Raw genomic sequence first — 18,782 nt, 5'->3', positions numbered from 1 at the left:
GTAATTAGTTGGGGTTGGATAAACTAGGCTACAAGTTAGCAATGAATTCGGGCGGAATATAGTCTGCGAGCCAGATATTATGATTTCCGTGATAGAACTTGATTCCTTCCTGTGCGGCCCGCCCGGCATCGATGGTTAAGATCACAGGACTTGAGTCCTTTCGTCCTCCCACCAGCTTCGCTGTATCCGTATCCACCGAGAAATGAACATACTGCCTCTTCATGGGTTTCAGTCCTTCGTGCAGAATCGTCTCCACCCATTGCCTGGCTGTACCGTGGTACAGAATGGGGGGCGGAGTTTCATTTTGCTTGATTATTTTTTGCGGGACAGAGTGACCATACAGCGCCCTGATTCTGCCCTCCGCAAGCTCGTGCCGCTGCTTATCCGATGCTGCGATCATCTTGTCCAGATCCTCTGCACCGACGGATTCCCACTTCTTGTCCTGATGCAGCGAGTGGAGCAGTTGCTCGATATCCACCCATCCCTGTGCATCCAATTCCAGTTCATATTCCCACGGTGCGTGACGCAGGGCGTAGGAGACCTCTTTGCTGAGCTTTGCATAATCCATCTGTGTTTAGCCCTCCATAGTCATTTAGCATTGTTGTCAGTATTCAAAATCATCGATTGTTACGAGTTTAGCCTAGTTTAGCATATGTGAAGCTTCCGGTATAACCATGCGCAAGGCCATAGGTGTGCTCCGTCAACAAGCAAAGAGGACTGAGATTCCGCTATGTCTGCGTATGAGCCGGATATGCCGGAGCACGCGGACTCAGAATCCGCTAGTAGCTGGATTTCGCTTGATTAGAAGCCGAAAAGACAAGATAACGGAATCTCAGTCCGTTTCAGGCTCACAAAGAGACGTTTCGGCCAAATAAGGGAATCTGAGTCCGGTTCGTACAATGATCGGCAGTGGGGGGCATGGTCTCACTTTGAGTGCACGCAAAAAGCCGCCCCTCTAGGAGGCGGCTCCCTTGCACCCGTCACTGTACATCACATACTTAACTCTTGCTAAGCACCACAGCTAACCCGACTGCTGTATCGGAATTACTGAGCTGCGGCAGTATCAGCCGAGACGCGCTGTAACTTCCACCCTTACTGCGCAATCTGCTCGCGGATGTTCGCGAGGATCTTCTTCTCCAGCCTCGACACCTGCACCTGCGAGATGCCGAGGCGGCTGGCGACTTCCGACTGGGTCTGATCACGGTAATAGCGCAGATACACGATCAGACGCTCGCGCTCGGTTAGCGCACCGATGGCCTCGTTCAAGGCCAGCTTGTCGAACCAGCGCTCCTGCGACTCGTCGGCGATCTGGTCGATCAGCGTGATCGGATCGCCATCGTTCTCGAAGACGGTCTCGTGGATCGAAGTCGGCGGCTTGTTGGCTTCCTGGGCGAAGACGATTTCTTCGGGCGTGACGCCCAGCGCTTCGGCCACTTCACCGATGGTCGGGAGGCGGTCGAGCGTTTTGGACATCTCATCCTTCATCTTGCGCACCTTGTTGGCCATCTCCTTCAGCGAGCGGCTGACCTTGAGCGTGCCGTCATCGCGGAGGAACCGCTGGATCTCGCCGATAATCATCGGCACCGCATAGGTGGAGAACTTGACCTCATAGCTGAGGTCGAATTTATCAACGGACTTCAGCAGTCCGATACAGCCGATCTGGAACAAATCATCCGGTTCATATCCGCGGTTCATAAACCGCTGCACCACCGACCAGACGAGGCGGATATTGCAGTTGACCAGCGTGTCGCGGGCCGTATGGTCCCCGGCTTGACTGAGCGCGATTAGACGTTTGACCTCCGCATCGTCCAAATAGGTCGGCGGAGCTTTTTTTGCTTCTGCATCCATGGCTCCAACCCCTAATTGTATAAAGCTTTTTTCGAGACGATGGTTTTCTTCATGGAGATTGAGGTTCCGCGTCCCGGTTCGCTGATAACCTCGAATTCATCCATGAAATTCTCCATAATGGTGAAGCCCATACCTGACCGCTCCAGCTCCGGCTTCGAGGTATACAGCGGCTGCTGGGCCAGCTCCAGATCCTCAATGCCCCGGCCCTTATCCTCAATCGTCAGATGCACGGTCTCATTCTCAAGCGAAGCGGATATGCTGACAACGCCTGCGGGATCACTGTCATAACCGTGAATAATACAATTGGTGACGGCCTCCGAGACGACCGTCTTCAGGTCATTCAGCTCCTCCATCGTCGGGTCGAGCCGGGAGACAAAGGCAGCCACTACCACACGTGCAAACGATTCATTCTCCGACAGCGCGGCAAACTGGACACTCATGAAGTTACGAGCTTCGCTACTAGTCATAACGCGACCTCCAAATCCGAGAGTGCAGCGCTCTCGTCGTCATATAGGGGCATGATTTTGAACAGGCCCGACATTTCCAGCAGGCGCTTCACAGGCGCTGTGGCATCGCAGACTGCCATTTTGCCGCCCTTACTGCGGATCAGCTTGTACCGCCCCAGAATCACTCCGAGACCCGAGCTGTCCATGAACTGCAGCTCCTTGAGACTCAGGATCAGATGCTCCACCTGGCCCCGCATAATCGCTTCATCCATATCCATACGTACATAATCGGCTGCGTGATGGTCCAGTTCCCCGGACAACCGGACAATCAGCACACCCCGGTGATGCTCCATCTCCACATGAGAATTCATGCTTGCCACTCTCCTCTTCGTTGCTTGGACAACCGCCCTGTAACTATTTCTTTCCCCTACAAGGACAAGGTTTCTACACCGCAATTGAGGATTCCTGCCTCACGACAAAACTAGAAGAAAACCCCTAAGAACTTACACAAAGCCCCTGGTTCAATCTACAAAATGCACGAAATTAATCATTCGTAAACATAGCGCCCGTTGCCCGCTTGAACAGCTTCCACCAGCCCGCCTTGGCTACCGTTTCGCCTGCCTTCAGCTCGTATTCCTTCAGGACACCGGTTCCCTGGTAGACCACCAGCTTGCCGACCGTCTGGCCTTCGGCCACCGGAGCCTTCACCTGCTCATTCAGCACCAGCTCATGGCGGATCCCCTCCTGGGTTACTCCTTTGCGGAGCAGGACACTATAGTCTTCCTTCGCCACCAGCGGGAGCTGCGACTTCACGCCCTTCTCAATCCTCACCGTGCCGATGGTGTCGCCTTCCTTGTGAATCGTATGCAATTTATATTGGGAAAAGAGGTAGTCGAACATCGCCGAGACCTCGCTGTTGCGGGTCTTGGTGTTCGGCTCGCCCAGCACCACTGCTACAGCGCGCAGGCCGTCTCTGGCCGCTGTCGCCGACAGGCAGAACTTCGCTTCGGACGTATATCCCGTCTTCAGCCCGTCAGCCCCCGTGTAGAACCGCACCAGCTTGTTGGTGTTGACCAGCCAGAACGGCTTGGTGGAATCCTTGCGCAGGTAATCCTGATAAGAGCCGGTGTATTTGATAATCTGCTCATGCTTCAGCAGCTCCCGGCTGATGACGGCAATATCATGCGCGGAGGAATAATGATTCGCAGCCGGCAGGCCGTTGCAGTTGGCGAAATGAGTATCCTTCAGGCCCAGGTCCTGCGCCTTCTGGTTCATGAGATCGACGAAGGCGCTCTCCGAGCCGGCGATTTTCTCCGCCATAGCTACGGAAGCATCATTGCCGGAGGCCATCGCGATGCCCTTCAGCATATCGTCAACCGTCATTTCTTCACCCGGCTCCAGAAAAATCTGCGAACCGCCCATCGATGCCGCATACTCGCTGGTCCGCACCTTGTCGGTCAGCTGCAGTTTGCCCTCGTCCAGCGCCTCCACCGTCAGCAGCATGGTCATAATCTTGGTAATACTGGCCGGCGGAAGTTTATCATGGCTGTTCTTCTCATAGATGACCGTGCCCGTGCTGGCATCCATCAGAATGGCAGAACGCGCCCCCGGCGCCAGCTCCGCCGCCGCCCCTCCGGCATTGCCGGAATTTGCGGTGCCTTTGGCTTTTTCCTCGGCCCAGGCTCCGGTAGCGCCTCCCAGAACCGATACAGCAATGCACAGCACAAGCGTAACATAACGAATTTTCCTCACAATGGTTCCCCTCCTGAACTTAACCTTCATTTCACAGGTACTGTGTTCCAGTTTCGTCAGAATCGCAGGAAATTATTCCATTTCACGCACAAAAAAAAGGGCTTCACCCGGTATCTTCACAGATACTTGAGAAAGCCCCTTTCCGGTACTGCTATGATAGCCTAGCCGCCGATAGCCAAAGCGCTGAAAATTACAGGTCCCACCACTGTAGCAACGGAGCCGACATCCTGGTTCTCTACAATCAGCTGATAGTTCTGGACCCCGGCCGGAACGTTGACATCTACCATATGCAGCGAAATAATACCGTCGTCATTGAAATTCTCCTCCAGCTCTGTCCGAGCGTAGAAGATTTCTGTACCTGCCCGCCAGATACGGACCAGCACATTGGGCGTATCCAGCGTAACATCCACGCCGATGGTAGCTTTCAGTTCAACCTTATTGGGAAAATGTCCTGGAACTGCGGGATCGATATAAACCGATGTTCCTGCAATCTGTATCCCTGCCGGAGAAATGGGAACAGGTATGGAGACCCCGTTAGTAATAGGTGTAACTACGGATGCGTTATAATCCAACAGTGTTTTGGCCACGCATGATCACTCCTTTTCATATTCTACTAAAGTATATGAAAGATATGAAAAAGAGCTTGTGCATTTCTATCACTAGTATCACCTATTTATCTAGCGTGCGTTGCTATAATTCACTGCCGGACGGCTGCTGCCCTTATGCCCGAGATACAGTCTGGACAATAGAGGAGAACGTACCGCCCAAGTGGCGGCCAGCAGCGGCACCCCCACTCCGATCAGCGTAAAGGGCAACAGCCCGTAATCCGTCCCGAGGAGATATTTGAGCCCGTAATTCAAAGGCAAATGCAGGTACATAATCGCAATGGAATTGCGTCCCAGACTGCCCATCCAGTCCAGCGGAACAAGCTTCGAGAGACGGTACACAGCGGCGCAGATAGTCAATGAGATGAGCAGCGGCACGGCCAGATCGAGCAGCAGCGAAGTATACTCCTTGTATTTCATATTCAGGCTGTATTGAAGGACACCTGTCCGCTCCAGCAGCAGCACAAGAACACATAACGGAAGCAGCACCGGCAGCGCCGAATAGCGGCGGATTAGCGCAGGGATGGCCTGTTTGCCGTAGAATCCGATCGCATAATACGTAATGGCGAGCAGGGACACATCTGCATTCCAGGGAAGATTGAAGTTCTTGAGCGAGGTCAGGGAGATGAGATGTGACATGAGGTAAGCAGAAGCGATCAGGAGAAATTGCGTGCGGCGGGAATAACGGACAATGTATCCGAAGAGCAGTTGGGTGAACAGCAGGCAGGTGATAAACCAGAACACTCCGTAAGGACCCGTAAGTGACAGTCCCCCGTAGAGCAGTCTCGCTATATTCTCGGCGAACCCTTTTACATTGAAGTTGAACAGCAGCAGCACTGCCGCAATCAGGAGTCCGTAGGCAAAATAGGGAGTCATCAGCCCCTTGGTCCGTTTGGCTGCCCAGCCCAAATACCGCCCGGGTTCAACCGGCTTAAATACAAGTCCGCTAAGCATAAAGAACAAAGGCATCCGGAACCAGGACAGATAATGATTCGCTGCCGCATCGCCGGAGTGGCCCATTACTACAAAAATAATACTGAATCCCTTGGCGGCATCAATCCATAATTGTCGTGGTTTGTTCACGTCTTCCTCCCATCTCCTCCCAAATCAGTTTTAATTTAAAGTAATTATAAAAGGGTTTGTTTTTATTTTCAAATTCCGATGAAATATTTCAGTGTTATTTCTGAAAGGATATTCACTTAACAACGGAGCAAACTCTGTAAAAATAAGTCATTCTGCCTAGACGGGAGACGTTGTCCCATCCGGGTAATAAATAGGGCTAAAGTCCGGCGGTGTTGCCGGTGACGTAGCAGGCAGGAAAAGCGTCCGGTATGGTGCGGGGAAGTAGGAGGCGGGATGCCGAATGTGATCGGTTTTCCGATTACATTGGACCCGCGCAACTCCGCAGCACCGAATGTGATCGGTTTTCCGATTACATTTGGACCCACGTAACTCGGCAGCGCCGAATGTGATCGGTTTTCCGATTACATTTGGACCACACGCCTCCGCAGCGCCGAATGTGGTCGGTTTTCCGATTACATTTGGACCACGCGCCTCCGCAGCGCCGAATGTGATCGGTTTTCCGATTACATTGGACCCACGCAACTCCGCAGTGGTCATACCCCTGTCAAGTAGACAGACAAAAAAAGCTAAGCAGCCAGCGCGTGCCGATACTCAATCGGCGCACGCTGTTTCAGTTTCGCCTGAAAACGTTGGTAATTGTAAAAATAGATATAATCCTCAACCGCTTGATGAATCTCTGCTTCTGACTTACACTGGTGAAGGTACAACTTTTCTGTCTTCAGATGCGAAAAGAAGGATTCGATGCAGGCGTTGTCCAGGCAGGTTGCTTTGCGAGAGTGGCTGCCCTTGACGCTGAATGCCTCTAATCGTGTGTTGTACGCCTGAGACGTGTACTGAAAGCCTTGGTCCGAATGGAGCACGGCCTCAGACACGTCTCTTTTCCGTGTCCACTGTTCAACCGTATCCAAGACGAGGTTTACGTCGTTTCGCTCCGAGATCTGCCAAGCTACAATTTCATTGTTGAAGAGGTCCTGAATCGCAGACAGATAATAAAAGCGGGTGCCGTCTGAGATATACGTAATGTCCGTTACTAGCTTTTGCTGAGGTGCTGTCGCATGAAACTTACGCTTTAATCGGTTCGGGTAGACCACGGAAGGAGCAGAGCCCGCACGACGCCTTTTCTTGCGAATGACGGACTGGATCGATAGCTCTTTCATGAGCCGCCATACCTTCTTGTGGTTGACGAGGTAGCCTGCCTCCCGCAGGGCTGCCTGCATTCGAGGGTACCCGAAATAGGGATGAGCCAGGTGAATCGCCACCATATGCTCTTTCATAGCGTGCTCTTGCTCATGGGCCTCCATTCGTCGAGCCTGTGTACCTCGCCACTTGTAGTAATTCGCCCGCGATACCTCTGCAATGGCTAATAGGCGGGTGACGCCATGTTGGTCACGTAGTTCTTCAAGGATGGCGTATTTGTCGTGTAGTCCAAGCTTCCCTCCCTTTATAGATTTGGATACCGCTTTTTTAAGTAGTCCACCTGTGCCTTTAAGTAATCTCGTTCTTCTTCTATACTGGCAAATGTAGAACGTGGACGTCCTTTTAAAGGGCTTGTTGCCCCTTTTGGTGTATCGAGTGGCTCCCCATTCCGATATTTCTTTACCCATACTTTAAGCTGGGTACAGTTCACAATCCCCAACCTGTCGGAGACGACCTTATAGCTCTCACCTCCTGTAAAATAAGCTTGAATAGCCTCTTTCTTGAATGCCTCCGTGTACGATTGAAACACTTGTCCCTTTTTGGCCATACCAAAATCCCCTCCCAGTTCACTCATTTCCTCATGTTAACACATGAGGTTTTTTCGAGTGTCTACTTAAAGGGGATAATACCACAGCGCCGAATGTGATCGGTTTTCCGATTACATTTGGACCGCGCGCCTCCGCAGCGCCGAATGTGATCGGTTTTCCGATTACATTTGGACCACGCGCCTCCGCAGCGCCGAATGTGATCGGTTTTCCGATTACATTTGGACCACGCGCCTCCGCAGCTCCGAATGTAATCGGTTTTCCGATTACATTTGGACCACGTGCCTCCGCAGCGCCGAATGTGGTCGGTTTTCCGATTACATTTGGACCACACGCCTCCGCAGCGCCGATTGTGATCGGTTTTCCGATTACATTTGGACTACGTGCCTCCGCAGCGCCGAATGTGATCGGTTTTCCGATTACATTGGACCGCGCGCCTCCGCAGCGCCGAATGTGATCGGTTTTCCGATTACATTTGGACCACACGCCTGTGTGTGTGCATATTGTATGCTGTTTTCGGCATACATTCGGCCCACGGGCCTCCGTGCGAGAACAATGTATGCTGTTTTCCGCATACATTTGCTCCACGGGCCTGCGTGTGAGCCTATTGTATGCTGTTTTCCGCATCCAGCAATAGCAAAGGGCCACCCGCTGCCGGATGGCCCCTCCTCACACTGCACATATGCTTAATACAAATGACAGGCCGTCTGATGGCCTGAATCCAGCTCCCGCAGCACCGGCGCTTCCGACTTGCAGCGGTCCATCGCATGCGGACAGCGGGGGTGGAAGGCACAGCCTGTGGGCGGAGTCTCAGGGTTCGGAACATCCCCGGTCAGGACGATGCGCTGCTTCTTCAGGCCCGGATTCGGCACCGGAACGGCAGACATCAGCGCCTGCGTATACGGATGCAGCGGCTTCGCGAAGAGTGCCTTCGTCGGCGCCAGCTCGACAATCCGCCCCAGGTACATGACGGCCACCCGGTCGCTGATGAACTTCACGACTGACAGGTCATGCGAGATGAACATATAGGTAAGACCGTATTGCTCTTGCAGATCCTGCATCAGATTCAGCACCTGGGCCTGGATGGAGACATCCAGTGCCGATACCGGCTCATCGCAGACAATGAACTTCGGATTCAGCGCAAGCGCGCGGGCAATACCGATCCGCTGCCGCTGGCCGCCGGAGAATTCATGGGGAAAACGGTGGGCCTGATAGGGGGACAGGCCCACCACCTCCATCAGCTGCTCAACCCGGCTCTTCAGCTCTCCGGCGGGAGCTGATCCGTGGGTACGGAGCGGCTCCTCCAGAATGCGCTGGACGGTCCAGCGGGGGTCGAGCGAAGCGTAAGGGTCCTGGAACACCATTTGCATATCGGTACGGAACCTGCGGAGCTGCTCGGTATTCAGGCTGCGCACATCGGTGCCGCCGAACATAATCTCGCCTTCTGTCGGCTCAATCAGCCGCAGAATGGCCCGTCCGGTGGTCGACTTCCCGCAGCCGGATTCTCCGACCACAGCCAGCGTCTCTCCCTGCTCAACGGATAAGGTTATGCCGTCAACGGCTTTGACTGCACCTACCTGCTTAGAGAAGAAGCCCCGGCGGATCGGATAATGCTTCTTCAGATTGCGGACTTCCAGTAATGTGGTCATAGTACTCCCTCCTGCTGCAGGATACAGCGGCATGTGTGGCCCGGCTGTACCTCAAGCAGCTCCGGGAGCTGCTCCCGGCAGCGGTCCACCGCTACAGGACAGCGCGGCGCGAACCGGCAGCCGGGCGGCAGATTGGCCGGATTCGGCACCTGGCCCGGAATCGAGCTGAGGCGGTCCTCATCCCCCGCCAGCTGGGGCAGGGAAGCCAGCAGCCCTTGAGTATAGGGATGCAGCGGCTGGCTATACAGGGTAGCCACATCCGTCTCCTCGACGATCTGACCCGCGTACATGATGACGACCCGGTCGCACATCTCGGCGACGACCCCCAGATCATGCGTGATCATCAGGATTGACATCCCCTCGTTCTTTTGCAAATCCCGCATCAGATCAAGGATCTGTGCCTGAATCGTCACATCCAGCGCTGTCGTCGGCTCATCGGCAATGAGCAATTGGGGGTTACAGACCATCGCCATCGCAATCATCACCCGCTGCCGCATCCCGCCGGAGAGCTGATGGGCATACTGCTGGGCAATCTTTTCCGGCCGGGGAATCCCTACCTTGCGCAGCATCTCCACCGCCCGCTCAGCCGCCTCCTTCTTGCTCAGCTTCAGATGGTAACGGGCGGATTCGGAGATCTGGCGGCCGATCTTGAACACCGGATTCAGCGAGGTCATCGGCTCCTGAAAAATCATCGCAATCCGGTTCCCCCGGATATTCCGCACCTCATTCATCGACATCTCCAGCATATCCTTGCCCTCGAAGCGGATCTGGCCGGAAGCAATCCGGCTGATGCGCTTCGGCAGCAGCTGCATGATGGAGAGTGAGGTGATGCTTTTGCCGCAGCCGGATTCACCTACAATGCCCAGTGTCTCTCCCTTGCGCACTGACAGACTGATGCCGTCCACCGCACGGATCGTACCCGCCGCTGTCTGAAACTCGGTGCATAGCCCTGATACCTCCAGCAGTTCTGTCATGATTGCCCCTCCTTAAATACACAAATTAAAACTTGAAGCTTCGTCGTCACTGCGGTGAACATTTGGACTTCCGGCCGCTGCCCATCCCCAGATTTCTTGATTCAATCCGCTGTTCGCGGGTGAAATCCGGTGACAAAGCGGTCGCTACCGCTCCTTCAGTTCCAAATTTCCCCTCCGCTTCTTTTGCTTTTTGTTTATTTCTTTAGTGCCTCTTATATAAATCGGTTCCCTTGTTGTGTAATTAGCTCTCTTTATCCTCTACGCCCAGATATTTAAGTGCCGTTAAAGCATACACCTTCGCACACTGGATAATCTGCCAGACAGGAGCCTTCTCGTTGAAATTATGAATGGTTGACAGCTCGGCCGGTCCGTATTGCAGAACGGGAATGTTATGCGTCCGGAAATGGCGCGCATCGCTGGAGGCCCATTGCAGCACACCGTATGCCTCTTCCCCGCTCACCTCACAGATACTCTCAACCAGGTCCTTGACCACCGGCTCCTCATTGGAGGTCCAGTTGGCATTGCCCTGGAAGCCGAAGCCCTTGACCTCGGATTCAATGCCGGCTTCAAGCAGCAGGGAGCGGGCACGGTCCAGCACATCCCGATAGTCTACCCCGAACGGTACACGGGAATCGACCTGAATGGTGCAGCGGTCCGCCACTACGTTCACCTTGGTTCCGCCCTGAATCGTTCCGATGTTGACCGTCACATGGTCGAATACCTGATAGGCGAGGGAATCTTCTTCTTCGCTGCCCTTCACGTAATCCTGCGAGATGCGAATAATCTCCTTAACTTCCTCGGGAATGTCCACTTTGATATCCCACAGGCGCTGCAAGGCTTCAATGCCCTTGGCGGCCTTCACAATGGCGCTGTCTCCAACCACAGGCGACAAGCTGCCGTGACCCGGTGTGCCTTCCACGGTGAATTCGAACCAGCAGCTGCCCTTTTGCCCGATGGTCGGATTCAGCGGGCCGGAAGGCTCGGCAATCACAGCGGCGGTTCCGGTAATCAGGCCGCGCTCCAGCACCCAGGGAACCCCGAGGTGACCGCCGGTCTCTTCATCTGGCACGATCAGCAGGGAGAGGTCCCCTTGCAGCGGAACGCCCAGCTTCGACAGCAGTGCAGTGACGTAGATTAACCCGGCCAGGCCCGCTTTCATATCCGAAGCCCCTCTGCCCAGCAGATAGCCATCCACGATATCGCCGCAGAACGGATCGAAATCCCAGCGCGAGCGGTCTCCCGCCGGAACGACATCGGTATGTCCGCAGTAAATCAGCTTTTTGCCGGTGCGCTCCTCCGCGCCTGCGCCCAGTGTGGACACCAGATTGAACATGGTTTCGGTGGCCGGATAGATCGCGGTATCGATACCGGCTTCTTTCAGATAACCAATAATATAAGCGCTGATCTCCCGTGAATCGCCCGGCGGATTCTCCGAAGGGTAACGGATCAGCTGAGAGCAGAGCGCAAGCAGTTCCTCCTGCCCGGCATCAATGGCCTCCAGCACTTTGCTTTTCCAGTCTGTCATGGGTTACGAATTCTCCTTTGTGTTCCAGGCTGCACGCCTTGCGGCTGGCAGGAGGAACTGTGAATTTGTGACAAAGAAGAGGGACAAGGCCTAAGACCTGCCCGCTCTCTTTTAGCCAAACCTGCTTATTCTGTAATCGACAGCGGATAGAAACGGATCACTTCATCCGGGTAGAAGGCATAGCCGCTGATCTTGTTGCTCATCCCTACAATGCGGTTATACTCGTAGAGATACGCCCAAGGTGCTTCTGTCGTGATGATCTCCTGAGCCTGCTTGTAGAGCTCTGTGCGCTTCGCTGTATCTGTCTCCAGGTTCGCCTGCTCCCACAGCTTGTCTACTTCAGCATTCTGGTAGTTGATGTAGTTGGAAGAGCCCTTGCCGTACAGCAGGAAGCCGAGGTGGTAGCCGGGATCATTGACGAAGGAAGTCCATTTAGAGATATAAGAGGTCAGATTATTGGTCTTCTGCTGCTCCAGGAACTGGGCGCGGGCCAGCTTGTTGATCTTCATGTTGACTCCGATTTTGGCCAGCTCGGCCTGGATCAGGACCGCATCATCTTCCCAGTCATCGAAGCCGGAGCCCAGCGTGAAGTTGAAGTCAAAGCCCTTCTCATAGCCTGCTTCCTTCAGCAGCGCCTTGGCCTTGTCCAGATTGTACTCATACACGTAGCCTGCATCGGTGAAGCCCGGCGTGTTGCTCGCAACCGCACTCTTCATCTGCTTGGCCTGGCCGTACATCACCCCGCTCAGCAGCTGATCGTAGGGAATGGCATAGTTGATCGCCTGACGGACTTTTACATTATCGAATGGCTTAACTTTGTTGTTCATGGCGAAGAACAGAATCCGGTTACTTGCATTGGAAGCGACCGTCAGCGCCGAATTACTCTCCAGTGTGGATACATCCTTCGGAGGAATCTCAATCGCCATGTCTACATCGCCCTTACCCAGCAGCAGCACGCGGTTCGAAGCTTCCTTGGTGAACTTCAGGGTTACCTTGCCGAGGCTTGGCGCTCCCTGCCAGTAGCTGTCATTAGCTGTGAAAACAGCTTCGGTAGCCGGGTCCCACTTCGTAAGCTTGAACGGGCCGGAGCCGGCGGCATTCGTCTTGAGGTAGTCTGCACCCTGTGCTTCTACCGTCTTCTGGTCCACGATGGAGAAGGTGTACATCGCCAGAATCTGCAGGAAATTATGATTGGCCCCCGTCAGAGTAACTTCAACGGTCGAAGCGTCTTTTACCGTAACGGATTTAATTGATGCCATGCCGTAGAGGAAGCTGCCGGAGCTGGACTTCGCCACACGTTCAAAAGAGTACGCCACCGCCTCGGCATCCACCGGATTGCCGCTCTGGAAGCTCACGCCGGATTTCAGCTTGAACGTATACACCGTGTTGTCAGCATTCACTTCCCAGCTCTCTGCGAGCATGGGCTTGATGTCTTCGGTATTGGCGATACTCGCGCCATTCTCGGTCTTGATGCCGTAGGTGACCAGCTGATCATATGCGGCCAGCACAAGCGTATCGGAGGTCAGATCATTGGCTTCCGCCGGGTCGAGCGTGGTGCCGCCCTCGGAATAGGCCACCGTCAGGTTCTTTTTGACCGGGGCTGCTGTTGCTGCAGTATCCGTTCCTGCCGAAGTGGCAGCAGGGGTCTGCGGATTGGCGCTGCTGGCGCATCCGGCAAGCATGATTGAAAAAGCGACGAGTGTGGACAACAGTTTAACTTTTTTCATCGGTAATTCCTCCCTTTTCTATATCCTGCCTGCATAACAACTACTTGTGCTGCTGATGATTGTCTGCCGCTTGCGCTCCAGCTGACGTTAATTTATCTATCTCTATCGGGGACGGGCGGCCTTGGGGGATTCCCTTGCTCCGCCTCATTTCCCCGAACGCAACCGCGGGTCAAGCACATCCCGGAAGCCGTCTCCGAGGAGGTTGAAGCCTAAGATGGAGGTGGCAATGCCGAGGCCTGGAAAAGTAACCAGCCACCATTGCCCGGAAATGATATATTCCCGGCCTTCGGAGATCATCGCGCCCCATTCGGCAATCGGGGGTCTGACCCCAAGCCCCAGGAAGCTGAGACTGGACGCGGTCAGGATGGCGAAGCCCATCCCGAGCGTAGCCTGTACCATTAGCGGAGCCAGGGCATTCGGCAGAATGTGGCGGTATAGAATGACTCTATCCTTCACACCAATGGCCCGGCTGGCTTCGATATACTCCTTCTCCCGCAGCGAGACCGTCTGGCCGAACATCAGCCGGGCGAATTCGGGAATGCCGACAATGCCGACTGCGATCATTGCGCTGCTGAGACCGGCGCCGATCGAGGCGGCAATCGCCATCGACAATACCAGTGACGGGAAGGACAGCAATACATCCATGACCCGCATGATGATGGTTCCGGTCCGGCCGCCGTAGTAAGCAGCAATCCCGCCCAGCGGCATCCCGATCAGGAAGGAGATCGAGACCGCGATCAGGCCGGTCCAGATGCTGATCCGTGCGCCGTACAGCACCCGGCTGAGAATATCCCGGCCGAAGTTGTCGGTTCCGAACCAATGGCTGCCGGAGGGCGGCTGCAGCTTATTCGCCATATCTGTGACGAACGGATCATGCGGAGCCAGCCAGGGGGCGAAGATGGCTACCACGGTCCAGATCAGGATGAAGGTCAGCCCGATGGCCGCCAGGCGGTTGTGCAGCAGCAGGGATAATAGGGTCCGGGGCTTGGCCGGTGCGGGCTTCGCCGGGCTGCCCTGTGCTGAATGTGCTGCAGTGCTCACAAGCAATCTCCTCCTCTCACACAAGCTGTTCTATTCATAACGGATTCTCGGGTCAATGAACCCGTAGATCAGGTCAACCGCCAGGTTAATTCCGCAGTAGAGCACGGCACTGACCAGGGTGAATGCCTGGATCGGCGCGTAATCCGCTGCCAGTATGGAGTCGGTGACATAGCCGCCGATTCCCGGCCAGGAGAAGATGGTCTCCGTGATGACCGCGCCGCCCATCAGGAAGCCGAACTGGAGTCCGAGCACGGTTAATGTAGGAATCAGCGCATTGACCAGTGCGTGCTTGTAGATGACGGCTGATTCCCGCAGCCCCTTGGCCCGGGCGGTGCGGACGAAGTCCTGATCGACCACCTCCAGCATGCTGGAGCGGGTCATCCGGGCGATGATCGCCATCGTGCCGGTACTGAGGCAGATCGCCGGAAGCAGCAGATGCGCGAGGCTGCTTTTAAGTGCAGCGGTGTCGCCGGAGAGTATACTGTCCAGCACGTACAGCCCGGTGATATGCACCGGCGGGTTAAGATCCCCACTGATCCGGCCCATCGGTGCCGGTGCCCAGCCCAGAATGGAGTAGAAGATATAGATGAACATCAGTCCGAGCCAAAAGATCGGCACACAAGCACCTATCAGGGAAAACACACGCGAGATGTGATCCAGCAGCGATTCCTTGCGGGTAGCGGCCACAATGCCTACCGGAATGGCGATTAGAACCGCAATCAGGATGCTGGCCAGGGTCAGCTCAATCGTAGCCGGGAAGCGCGAGGCCAGGTCGCTTGCGACCGAATGTCCGGTGTGATAGGCATAGCCGATATCGCCTTGCAGCAGCTGCCCGATGTAAGCGAAGAACTGGATATACAGCGGCTTGTCCAGCCCCATATCCTGGCGGATCTTGTTCACTATCTCCTCCGGAGCCTGCTCTCCAGCCAGCATAATCGCAGGATCGCCCGGCAGGACTCTCGACAGAATGAAGGTGATGACGATAATGCCGAGCAAGGCTGGAATCATCTGCACAAGTCTTTTTAATGTATAAGCAAACAATGAATCAACCCCCTTACGACTTCGACTGCTGTGCCTCTGTGACGGAATTCCGCTCTCATGTCAGGTAATACGTGTATGCTGTGTCTTATTAAAGTGTTGAGCTAATTCTACATAGAATTTCACAGCCCCTCTACGTCCCGTTCAGCTAAAAAAATGCACAACCGTTTGTCGGTTGTGCACTATCATGGACTATGAATGTTAGATTTACTCACACGACATTCCAGAAATCTTCCACAGCGCCCTATTTTTCCTGGAGGTAATAGTAAATCAGGCACAAATGGCAGACGAATTGTTCGCGCGGATCATTCAGATCGAAGCCGGTGATATCCCGAATCCGCTCCAGCCGGTATTTGACCGAGTTGCGGTGGATATAGAGGCTGTTCGCCGTCTCAATCAGACTGCCCCGGCACTCCAGATAATGATAGAAGGTCAGCAGCATATTGCTGTCATGCTCCCGGTCGTATTGCAGCAGCTTGCCCAGCTTGCGCTCGAACAGCCGCCCGAATCCGGGACCGTCCAGCCCCTCCAGCAGATGATAGACCTCCATCTCTTCATAGCGGGTAATCCCGCCGGGGCCTTGTCCGAGTCTTCTGGAGATGGACAGCGCTTTGCGCGCCTCGTTATAGCTGGTGTGGATGTCCCACAAGTATTCCGAGGTGCCGATACCGCAGCGGTAGCTGCTTAAACCTTCTGCCTTGTCCTGTAGCCAGCTGCTGAGCGTCTTCTCCCACGGCTCCTCCGCGTCGCCGCCCGGCGTGAACCTGCGTCCCTCCTGCGTAGGCAGGAACAGCACTGCCCGGCTCGAACGGTACTCGACGTGCGGCGTGACCCCGCGCTTCTTCGCCTCCCGCTCCAGCAGCCGGTTCACCGTCTCCTCGCTCGGCGCCGTCTCCCCTTCGATGACGGCCACCTCCCACTTGTGCTCCGGGTTCATTCCGAGCTGGCGGGCCCGCCGCTGCACCTCATGCCTCGACGGCAGCGGCGGGGTCAGCAGCTCATCGATGAAGTTGCCGCGCAGCCGGAATTCCGTATCCTCGGCTACCTTTCGCCGCATCAGTTCAAGAGCAAAAACAAGCCGGGCTTGCTCGATGCCCACCTCTTCCATGTCATCGAGCCGCTCCTTGTGGACGAGCAGCCGGGCGACCGTCCTCCGGTCCACATGGATGTTCCAGCTAAGCGGAGAGCCGCTCTGCGTCCAGTCATAGTCTGCCGGGGAGGATACGATAATCTTCCGCTCCGTATCCACGAGTGCCACCGGGGCCTTAAGGAACTCGGCCACACTGTCGCTGACCGCCTGAATGCCGCTGTTCTCCAGCACCATGGTGGTCAGCGTGCGGTAGACCTCCTCCGCCCGGCGCAGCAGCATCGCCTGCCGTCCCAGCAGCAGCTCCATCACCGGCTGGGTGATATCCGTGTACGGAATCTCGGGCGGGATCTCCACAATCGGCAGACCGCAGGCATTGCTGGCCTCGATGGCACCTTGGGGGATCTCCTTCAGGAAGCGGGCCGGCTTGATCGCCAGCGCCGCTGCGCCCAGATTGTCGAGCGTGTAGATCACCTCGGTCAGCAGTGAAGGATCATGCCGGATCGAATAGGCCGTCGTCAGCAGCATCACCCCTTCGCTGATCCAGCCCTTCAGATCCGGGACCTCCATAATATCCACGAACCGGACCACCCGGTCCAGCCCCTGCTCGCCGCTAATGACCTTCGCTTTCCCAAGAACCGAGAGCTCCATCAGCTCCCGCAGCGTAATTCCTCGTGTATTCACCCTTCCGCCTCCCTCTGCTTTCTTCAGTATTTCATGATTTTTCCTGAAATATGCCACATACATGCCGCCAGCCACTTTTTGCGTTCCCGCTAGTTTATCAGAGATTCCCGCCGAGCCACAGGAAAATCATATCCAGTTGGCGATATTTTCGGTGTGAAAACGCATTAGGAAGAAATTGGATGGTGGTGGATGGATCGGGAGCGGTTGCTGGGAGGGGGCTGGGGAGGGTTGAGAAGCGTAGGGGCGCGATAGGGGAGACAAATGGGAAGTTGGTGAGAGAGTGTAAGGGAGGCGGATTCAAAGGGATTTATCCCTTTGATTACGAGCGTGAGGCGCGTTTCGCCGGATTCGAAGGGATTTATCCCTTTGATTACAGGCGGCGGGCACATTTCGCCGGATTCGGAGGGATTTATCCCTTTGATTACAGGCGGCGGGCACGTTTCGCCGGATTCAGAGGGATTTATCCCTTTGATTACAGGCGGAGGGCACGTTTCGCCGGATTCAGAGGGATTTATCCCTTTGATTACAGGCGGCAGATGTATACAGATATGTTACCTATGGCAAAGTGCTCTAACCCATTTAGTTACTCTACACCATCTGGCTATTTCCCATCCTATAGCTATGCTCCTCATTCTCTCCCTTTGCCCGCATACGCCAAGTTCAGGGGCACTATTGCTCCTTCGCTACCCTAAAAACAAACAAGCGTCCCCCGGGCCTGAGCCAGGAGGAGCGCTTTAAGGAGATCATAGCTATTAGTTTGCCACACATTAGTTTTCACCCATTGATTTTCACGCATTATTTGCCATACATCGCCTACACACTTAGTCTGCCCCACACTTACAAGGACGCGAGTTCTAGCAAATTGCAAAGCCTGCCCAACACAAAAAGCCATTCTACATGCGATGCACAGCTCCCGCAGCAGAGGCTGACGCAGCAGCAGCCGCCCCGAGGCAGAGAATCGGATCGAACGCACGGATGCCCAGCCGTTCTTCCAGCTCCGCTGCCAGCCCTATGGTCGCGAAGCCTGTGCACGCCAGCACCAGCACTTCCGCTCCGCGCTCCACGAGCCGGGCGGCACCGGCCAGCGCGCCTGCCCGTCCGGTAGGCGTGCCCAGATCCAGCGTGGTTGTCACGCCGTCGGGGCGATCCATGCCAATGTAGGCATCGCCGAGAATGCTGCGAATGAGCGGAGGCACCTCTTCCAGAATCGTCAGCACCCCCACCCGGCTGCTGTACGCCATGGCCGTATGAGCCGCGCAGGAGCCTGCTCCCAGCACAGGAACACTCACCACTGCCCTGGCTTCTGCCAAGGCAGGGTCAGCTGCACAGCTGATGCCGATAGCCGTGCATCCCTGCTGCTCCATTTCCCCGGCAAGCCTTATAATCTTCGGGATGGATTCCGCCTCTGTCTGCGCATCATACACACCCTGAGGCTGATCCGGGATACAGCGGCTTATCACCGGCAGACCGTACCGCCGCTCAATTAGATCCCCATGTAACTGAATTGCAGAGCTCTCCTGCAATGTAATGACACGTATGATTCCAAGCATCCTATCTCCTCCTGATCCGCCATGATTTAGA

The 18,782-nt window shown here is 55.2% G+C and carries 18 protein-coding genes; all 18 read right to left on the bottom strand.

All coding sequences use genetic code 11. From position 1 onward, the window contains the following. Positions 1–28: 28 nt before the first annotated feature. Entirely contained in the window at positions 29–568 is a 540-nt protein-coding gene (locus MKY96_RS07645) for an RNA 2'-phosphotransferase (RefSeq protein WP_340939554.1), read from the bottom strand. A gap of 524 nt (positions 569–1,092) precedes the next feature. Then, positions 1,093–1,848 carry an RNA polymerase sporulation sigma factor SigF gene (gene sigF / locus MKY96_RS07640; protein WP_076084301.1) on the bottom strand — a complete coding sequence of 252 codons (756 nt, stop codon included), beginning with the start codon at positions 1,846–1,848 and terminating at the stop codon, positions 1,093–1,095. An 11-nt stretch (positions 1,849–1,859) separates the two neighbouring features. Beyond that, positions 1,860–2,315 carry an anti-sigma F factor gene (gene spoIIAB, locus MKY96_RS07635; protein ID WP_036727460.1) on the bottom strand — a complete coding sequence of 152 codons (456 nt, stop codon included), beginning with the start codon at positions 2,313–2,315 and terminating at the stop codon, positions 1,860–1,862. Beyond that, positions 2,312–2,665, bottom strand: a complete 354-nt coding sequence (gene spoIIAA / locus MKY96_RS07630; protein ID WP_036727462.1) for an anti-sigma F factor antagonist — start codon at positions 2,663–2,665, stop codon at positions 2,312–2,314. The genes spoIIAB and spoIIAA overlap by 4 nt, the downstream gene beginning before the upstream one ends. 172 nt (positions 2,666–2,837) lie before the next feature. Then, positions 2,838–4,076, bottom strand: a complete 1,239-nt coding sequence (locus MKY96_RS07625) for a D-alanyl-D-alanine carboxypeptidase family protein (RefSeq protein WP_445667781.1) — start codon at positions 4,074–4,076, stop codon at positions 2,838–2,840. A 131-nt stretch (positions 4,077–4,207) separates the two neighbouring features. Continuing rightward, positions 4,208–4,633 (bottom strand): hypothetical protein, encoded by a 426-nt coding sequence (locus tag MKY96_RS07620; protein ID WP_339310445.1) that lies wholly within the window; start codon positions 4,631–4,633, stop codon positions 4,208–4,210. 90 nt (positions 4,634–4,723) lie between these two features. Continuing rightward, positions 4,724–5,734, bottom strand: a complete 1,011-nt coding sequence (locus tag MKY96_RS07615; RefSeq protein WP_340939551.1) for an acyltransferase family protein — start codon at positions 5,732–5,734, stop codon at positions 4,724–4,726. A 566-nt stretch (positions 5,735–6,300) separates the two neighbouring features. After that, positions 6,301–7,254 carry an IS3 family transposase gene (locus MKY96_RS07610; protein WP_445671476.1) on the bottom strand — a complete coding sequence of 318 codons (954 nt, stop codon included), beginning with the start codon at positions 7,252–7,254 and terminating at the stop codon, positions 6,301–6,303. Then, a complete protein-coding gene (locus MKY96_RS33890; RefSeq protein WP_445671425.1) occupies positions 7,176–7,478 on the bottom strand; it encodes a transposase in 303 nt (100 codons plus the stop codon). The genes MKY96_RS07610 and MKY96_RS33890 overlap by 79 nt, the downstream gene beginning before the upstream one ends. A gap of 31 nt (positions 7,479–7,509) precedes the next feature. Then, positions 7,510–7,962 (bottom strand): hypothetical protein, encoded by a 453-nt coding sequence (locus MKY96_RS07605; protein WP_340939550.1) that lies wholly within the window; start codon positions 7,960–7,962, stop codon positions 7,510–7,512. A 200-nt stretch (positions 7,963–8,162) separates the two neighbouring features. Further along, positions 8,163–9,125 (bottom strand): ABC transporter ATP-binding protein, encoded by a 963-nt coding sequence (locus tag MKY96_RS07600; protein ID WP_340939548.1) that lies wholly within the window; start codon positions 9,123–9,125, stop codon positions 8,163–8,165. After that, positions 9,122–10,099, bottom strand: a complete 978-nt coding sequence (locus tag MKY96_RS07595) for an ABC transporter ATP-binding protein (RefSeq protein WP_340939547.1) — start codon at positions 10,097–10,099, stop codon at positions 9,122–9,124. The genes MKY96_RS07600 and MKY96_RS07595 overlap by 4 nt, the downstream gene beginning before the upstream one ends. 241 nt (positions 10,100–10,340) lie before the next feature. Then, on the bottom strand, positions 10,341–11,624 hold the full coding sequence (locus tag MKY96_RS07590) for a M20 family metallopeptidase (protein ID WP_340939546.1): 1,284 nt from the start codon (positions 11,622–11,624) through the stop codon (positions 10,341–10,343). A 125-nt stretch (positions 11,625–11,749) separates the two neighbouring features. Beyond that, positions 11,750–13,351: an ABC transporter substrate-binding protein gene (locus MKY96_RS07585; protein WP_340939545.1), complete on the bottom strand. Its 1,602-nt coding sequence runs from the start codon at positions 13,349–13,351 to the stop codon at positions 11,750–11,752. 144 nt (positions 13,352–13,495) lie between these two features. Continuing rightward, complete coding sequence (locus tag MKY96_RS07580) at positions 13,496–14,392, bottom strand: ABC transporter permease (RefSeq protein WP_036727473.1); 897 nt, start codon at positions 14,390–14,392, stop codon at positions 13,496–13,498. 30 nt (positions 14,393–14,422) lie between these two features. Then, a complete protein-coding gene (locus MKY96_RS07575) occupies positions 14,423–15,433 on the bottom strand; it encodes an ABC transporter permease (RefSeq protein ID WP_340939543.1) in 1,011 nt (336 codons plus the stop codon). 241 nt (positions 15,434–15,674) lie between these two features. Continuing rightward, on the bottom strand, positions 15,675–17,201 hold the full coding sequence (locus MKY96_RS07570) for a PucR family transcriptional regulator (protein ID WP_340939542.1): 1,527 nt from the start codon (positions 17,199–17,201) through the stop codon (positions 15,675–15,677). Positions 17,202–18,094: 893 nt separating this feature from the next. Beyond that, on the bottom strand, positions 18,095–18,751 hold the full coding sequence (locus MKY96_RS07565) for an aspartate/glutamate racemase family protein (protein WP_340939540.1): 657 nt from the start codon (positions 18,749–18,751) through the stop codon (positions 18,095–18,097). Positions 18,752–18,782: the final 31 nt, after the last annotated feature.

Source organism: Paenibacillus sp. FSL R7-0302 (assembly GCF_038006885.1).
Classification (GTDB): Bacteria; Bacillota; Bacilli; order Paenibacillales; family Paenibacillaceae; genus Paenibacillus_AQ.
This window is presented reverse-complemented; position numbering and strand designations above follow the sequence as displayed.

What these genes read in the sequence shown, in the direction of transcription:
- MKY96_RS07645 (WP_340939554.1), bottom strand. Translation starts at nt 568, where the DNA reads ATGGATTATGCAAAGCTCAGCAAAGAGGTCTCCTACGCCCTGCGTCAC.
- sigF (WP_076084301.1), bottom strand. Translation starts at nt 1,848, where the DNA reads ATGGATGCAGAAGCAAAAAAAGCTCCGCCGACCTATTTGGACGATGCG.
- spoIIAB (WP_036727460.1), bottom strand. Translation starts at nt 2,315, where the DNA reads ATGACTAGTAGCGAAGCTCGTAACTTCATGAGTGTCCAGTTTGCCGCG.
- spoIIAA (WP_036727462.1), bottom strand. Translation starts at nt 2,665, where the DNA reads ATGAATTCTCATGTGGAGATGGAGCATCACCGGGGTGTGCTGATTGTC.
- MKY96_RS07625 (WP_445667781.1), bottom strand. Translation starts at nt 4,076, where the DNA reads ATGAAGGTTAAGTTCAGGAGGGGAACCATTGTGAGGAAAATTCGTTAT.
- MKY96_RS33890 (WP_445671425.1), bottom strand. Translation starts at nt 7,478, where the DNA reads ATGGCCAAAAAGGGACAAGTGTTTCAATCGTACACGGAGGCATTCAAG.
- MKY96_RS07600 (WP_340939548.1), bottom strand. Translation starts at nt 9,125, where the DNA reads ATGACCACATTACTGGAAGTCCGCAATCTGAAGAAGCATTATCCGATC.
- MKY96_RS07595 (WP_340939547.1), bottom strand. Translation starts at nt 10,099, where the DNA reads ATGACAGAACTGCTGGAGGTATCAGGGCTATGCACCGAGTTTCAGACA.
- MKY96_RS07590 (WP_340939546.1), bottom strand. Translation starts at nt 11,624, where the DNA reads ATGACAGACTGGAAAAGCAAAGTGCTGGAGGCCATTGATGCCGGGCAG.
- MKY96_RS07585 (WP_340939545.1), bottom strand. Translation starts at nt 13,351, where the DNA reads ATGAAAAAAGTTAAACTGTTGTCCACACTCGTCGCTTTTTCAATCATG.
- MKY96_RS07565 (WP_340939540.1), bottom strand. Translation starts at nt 18,751, where the DNA reads ATGCTTGGAATCATACGTGTCATTACATTGCAGGAGAGCTCTGCAATT.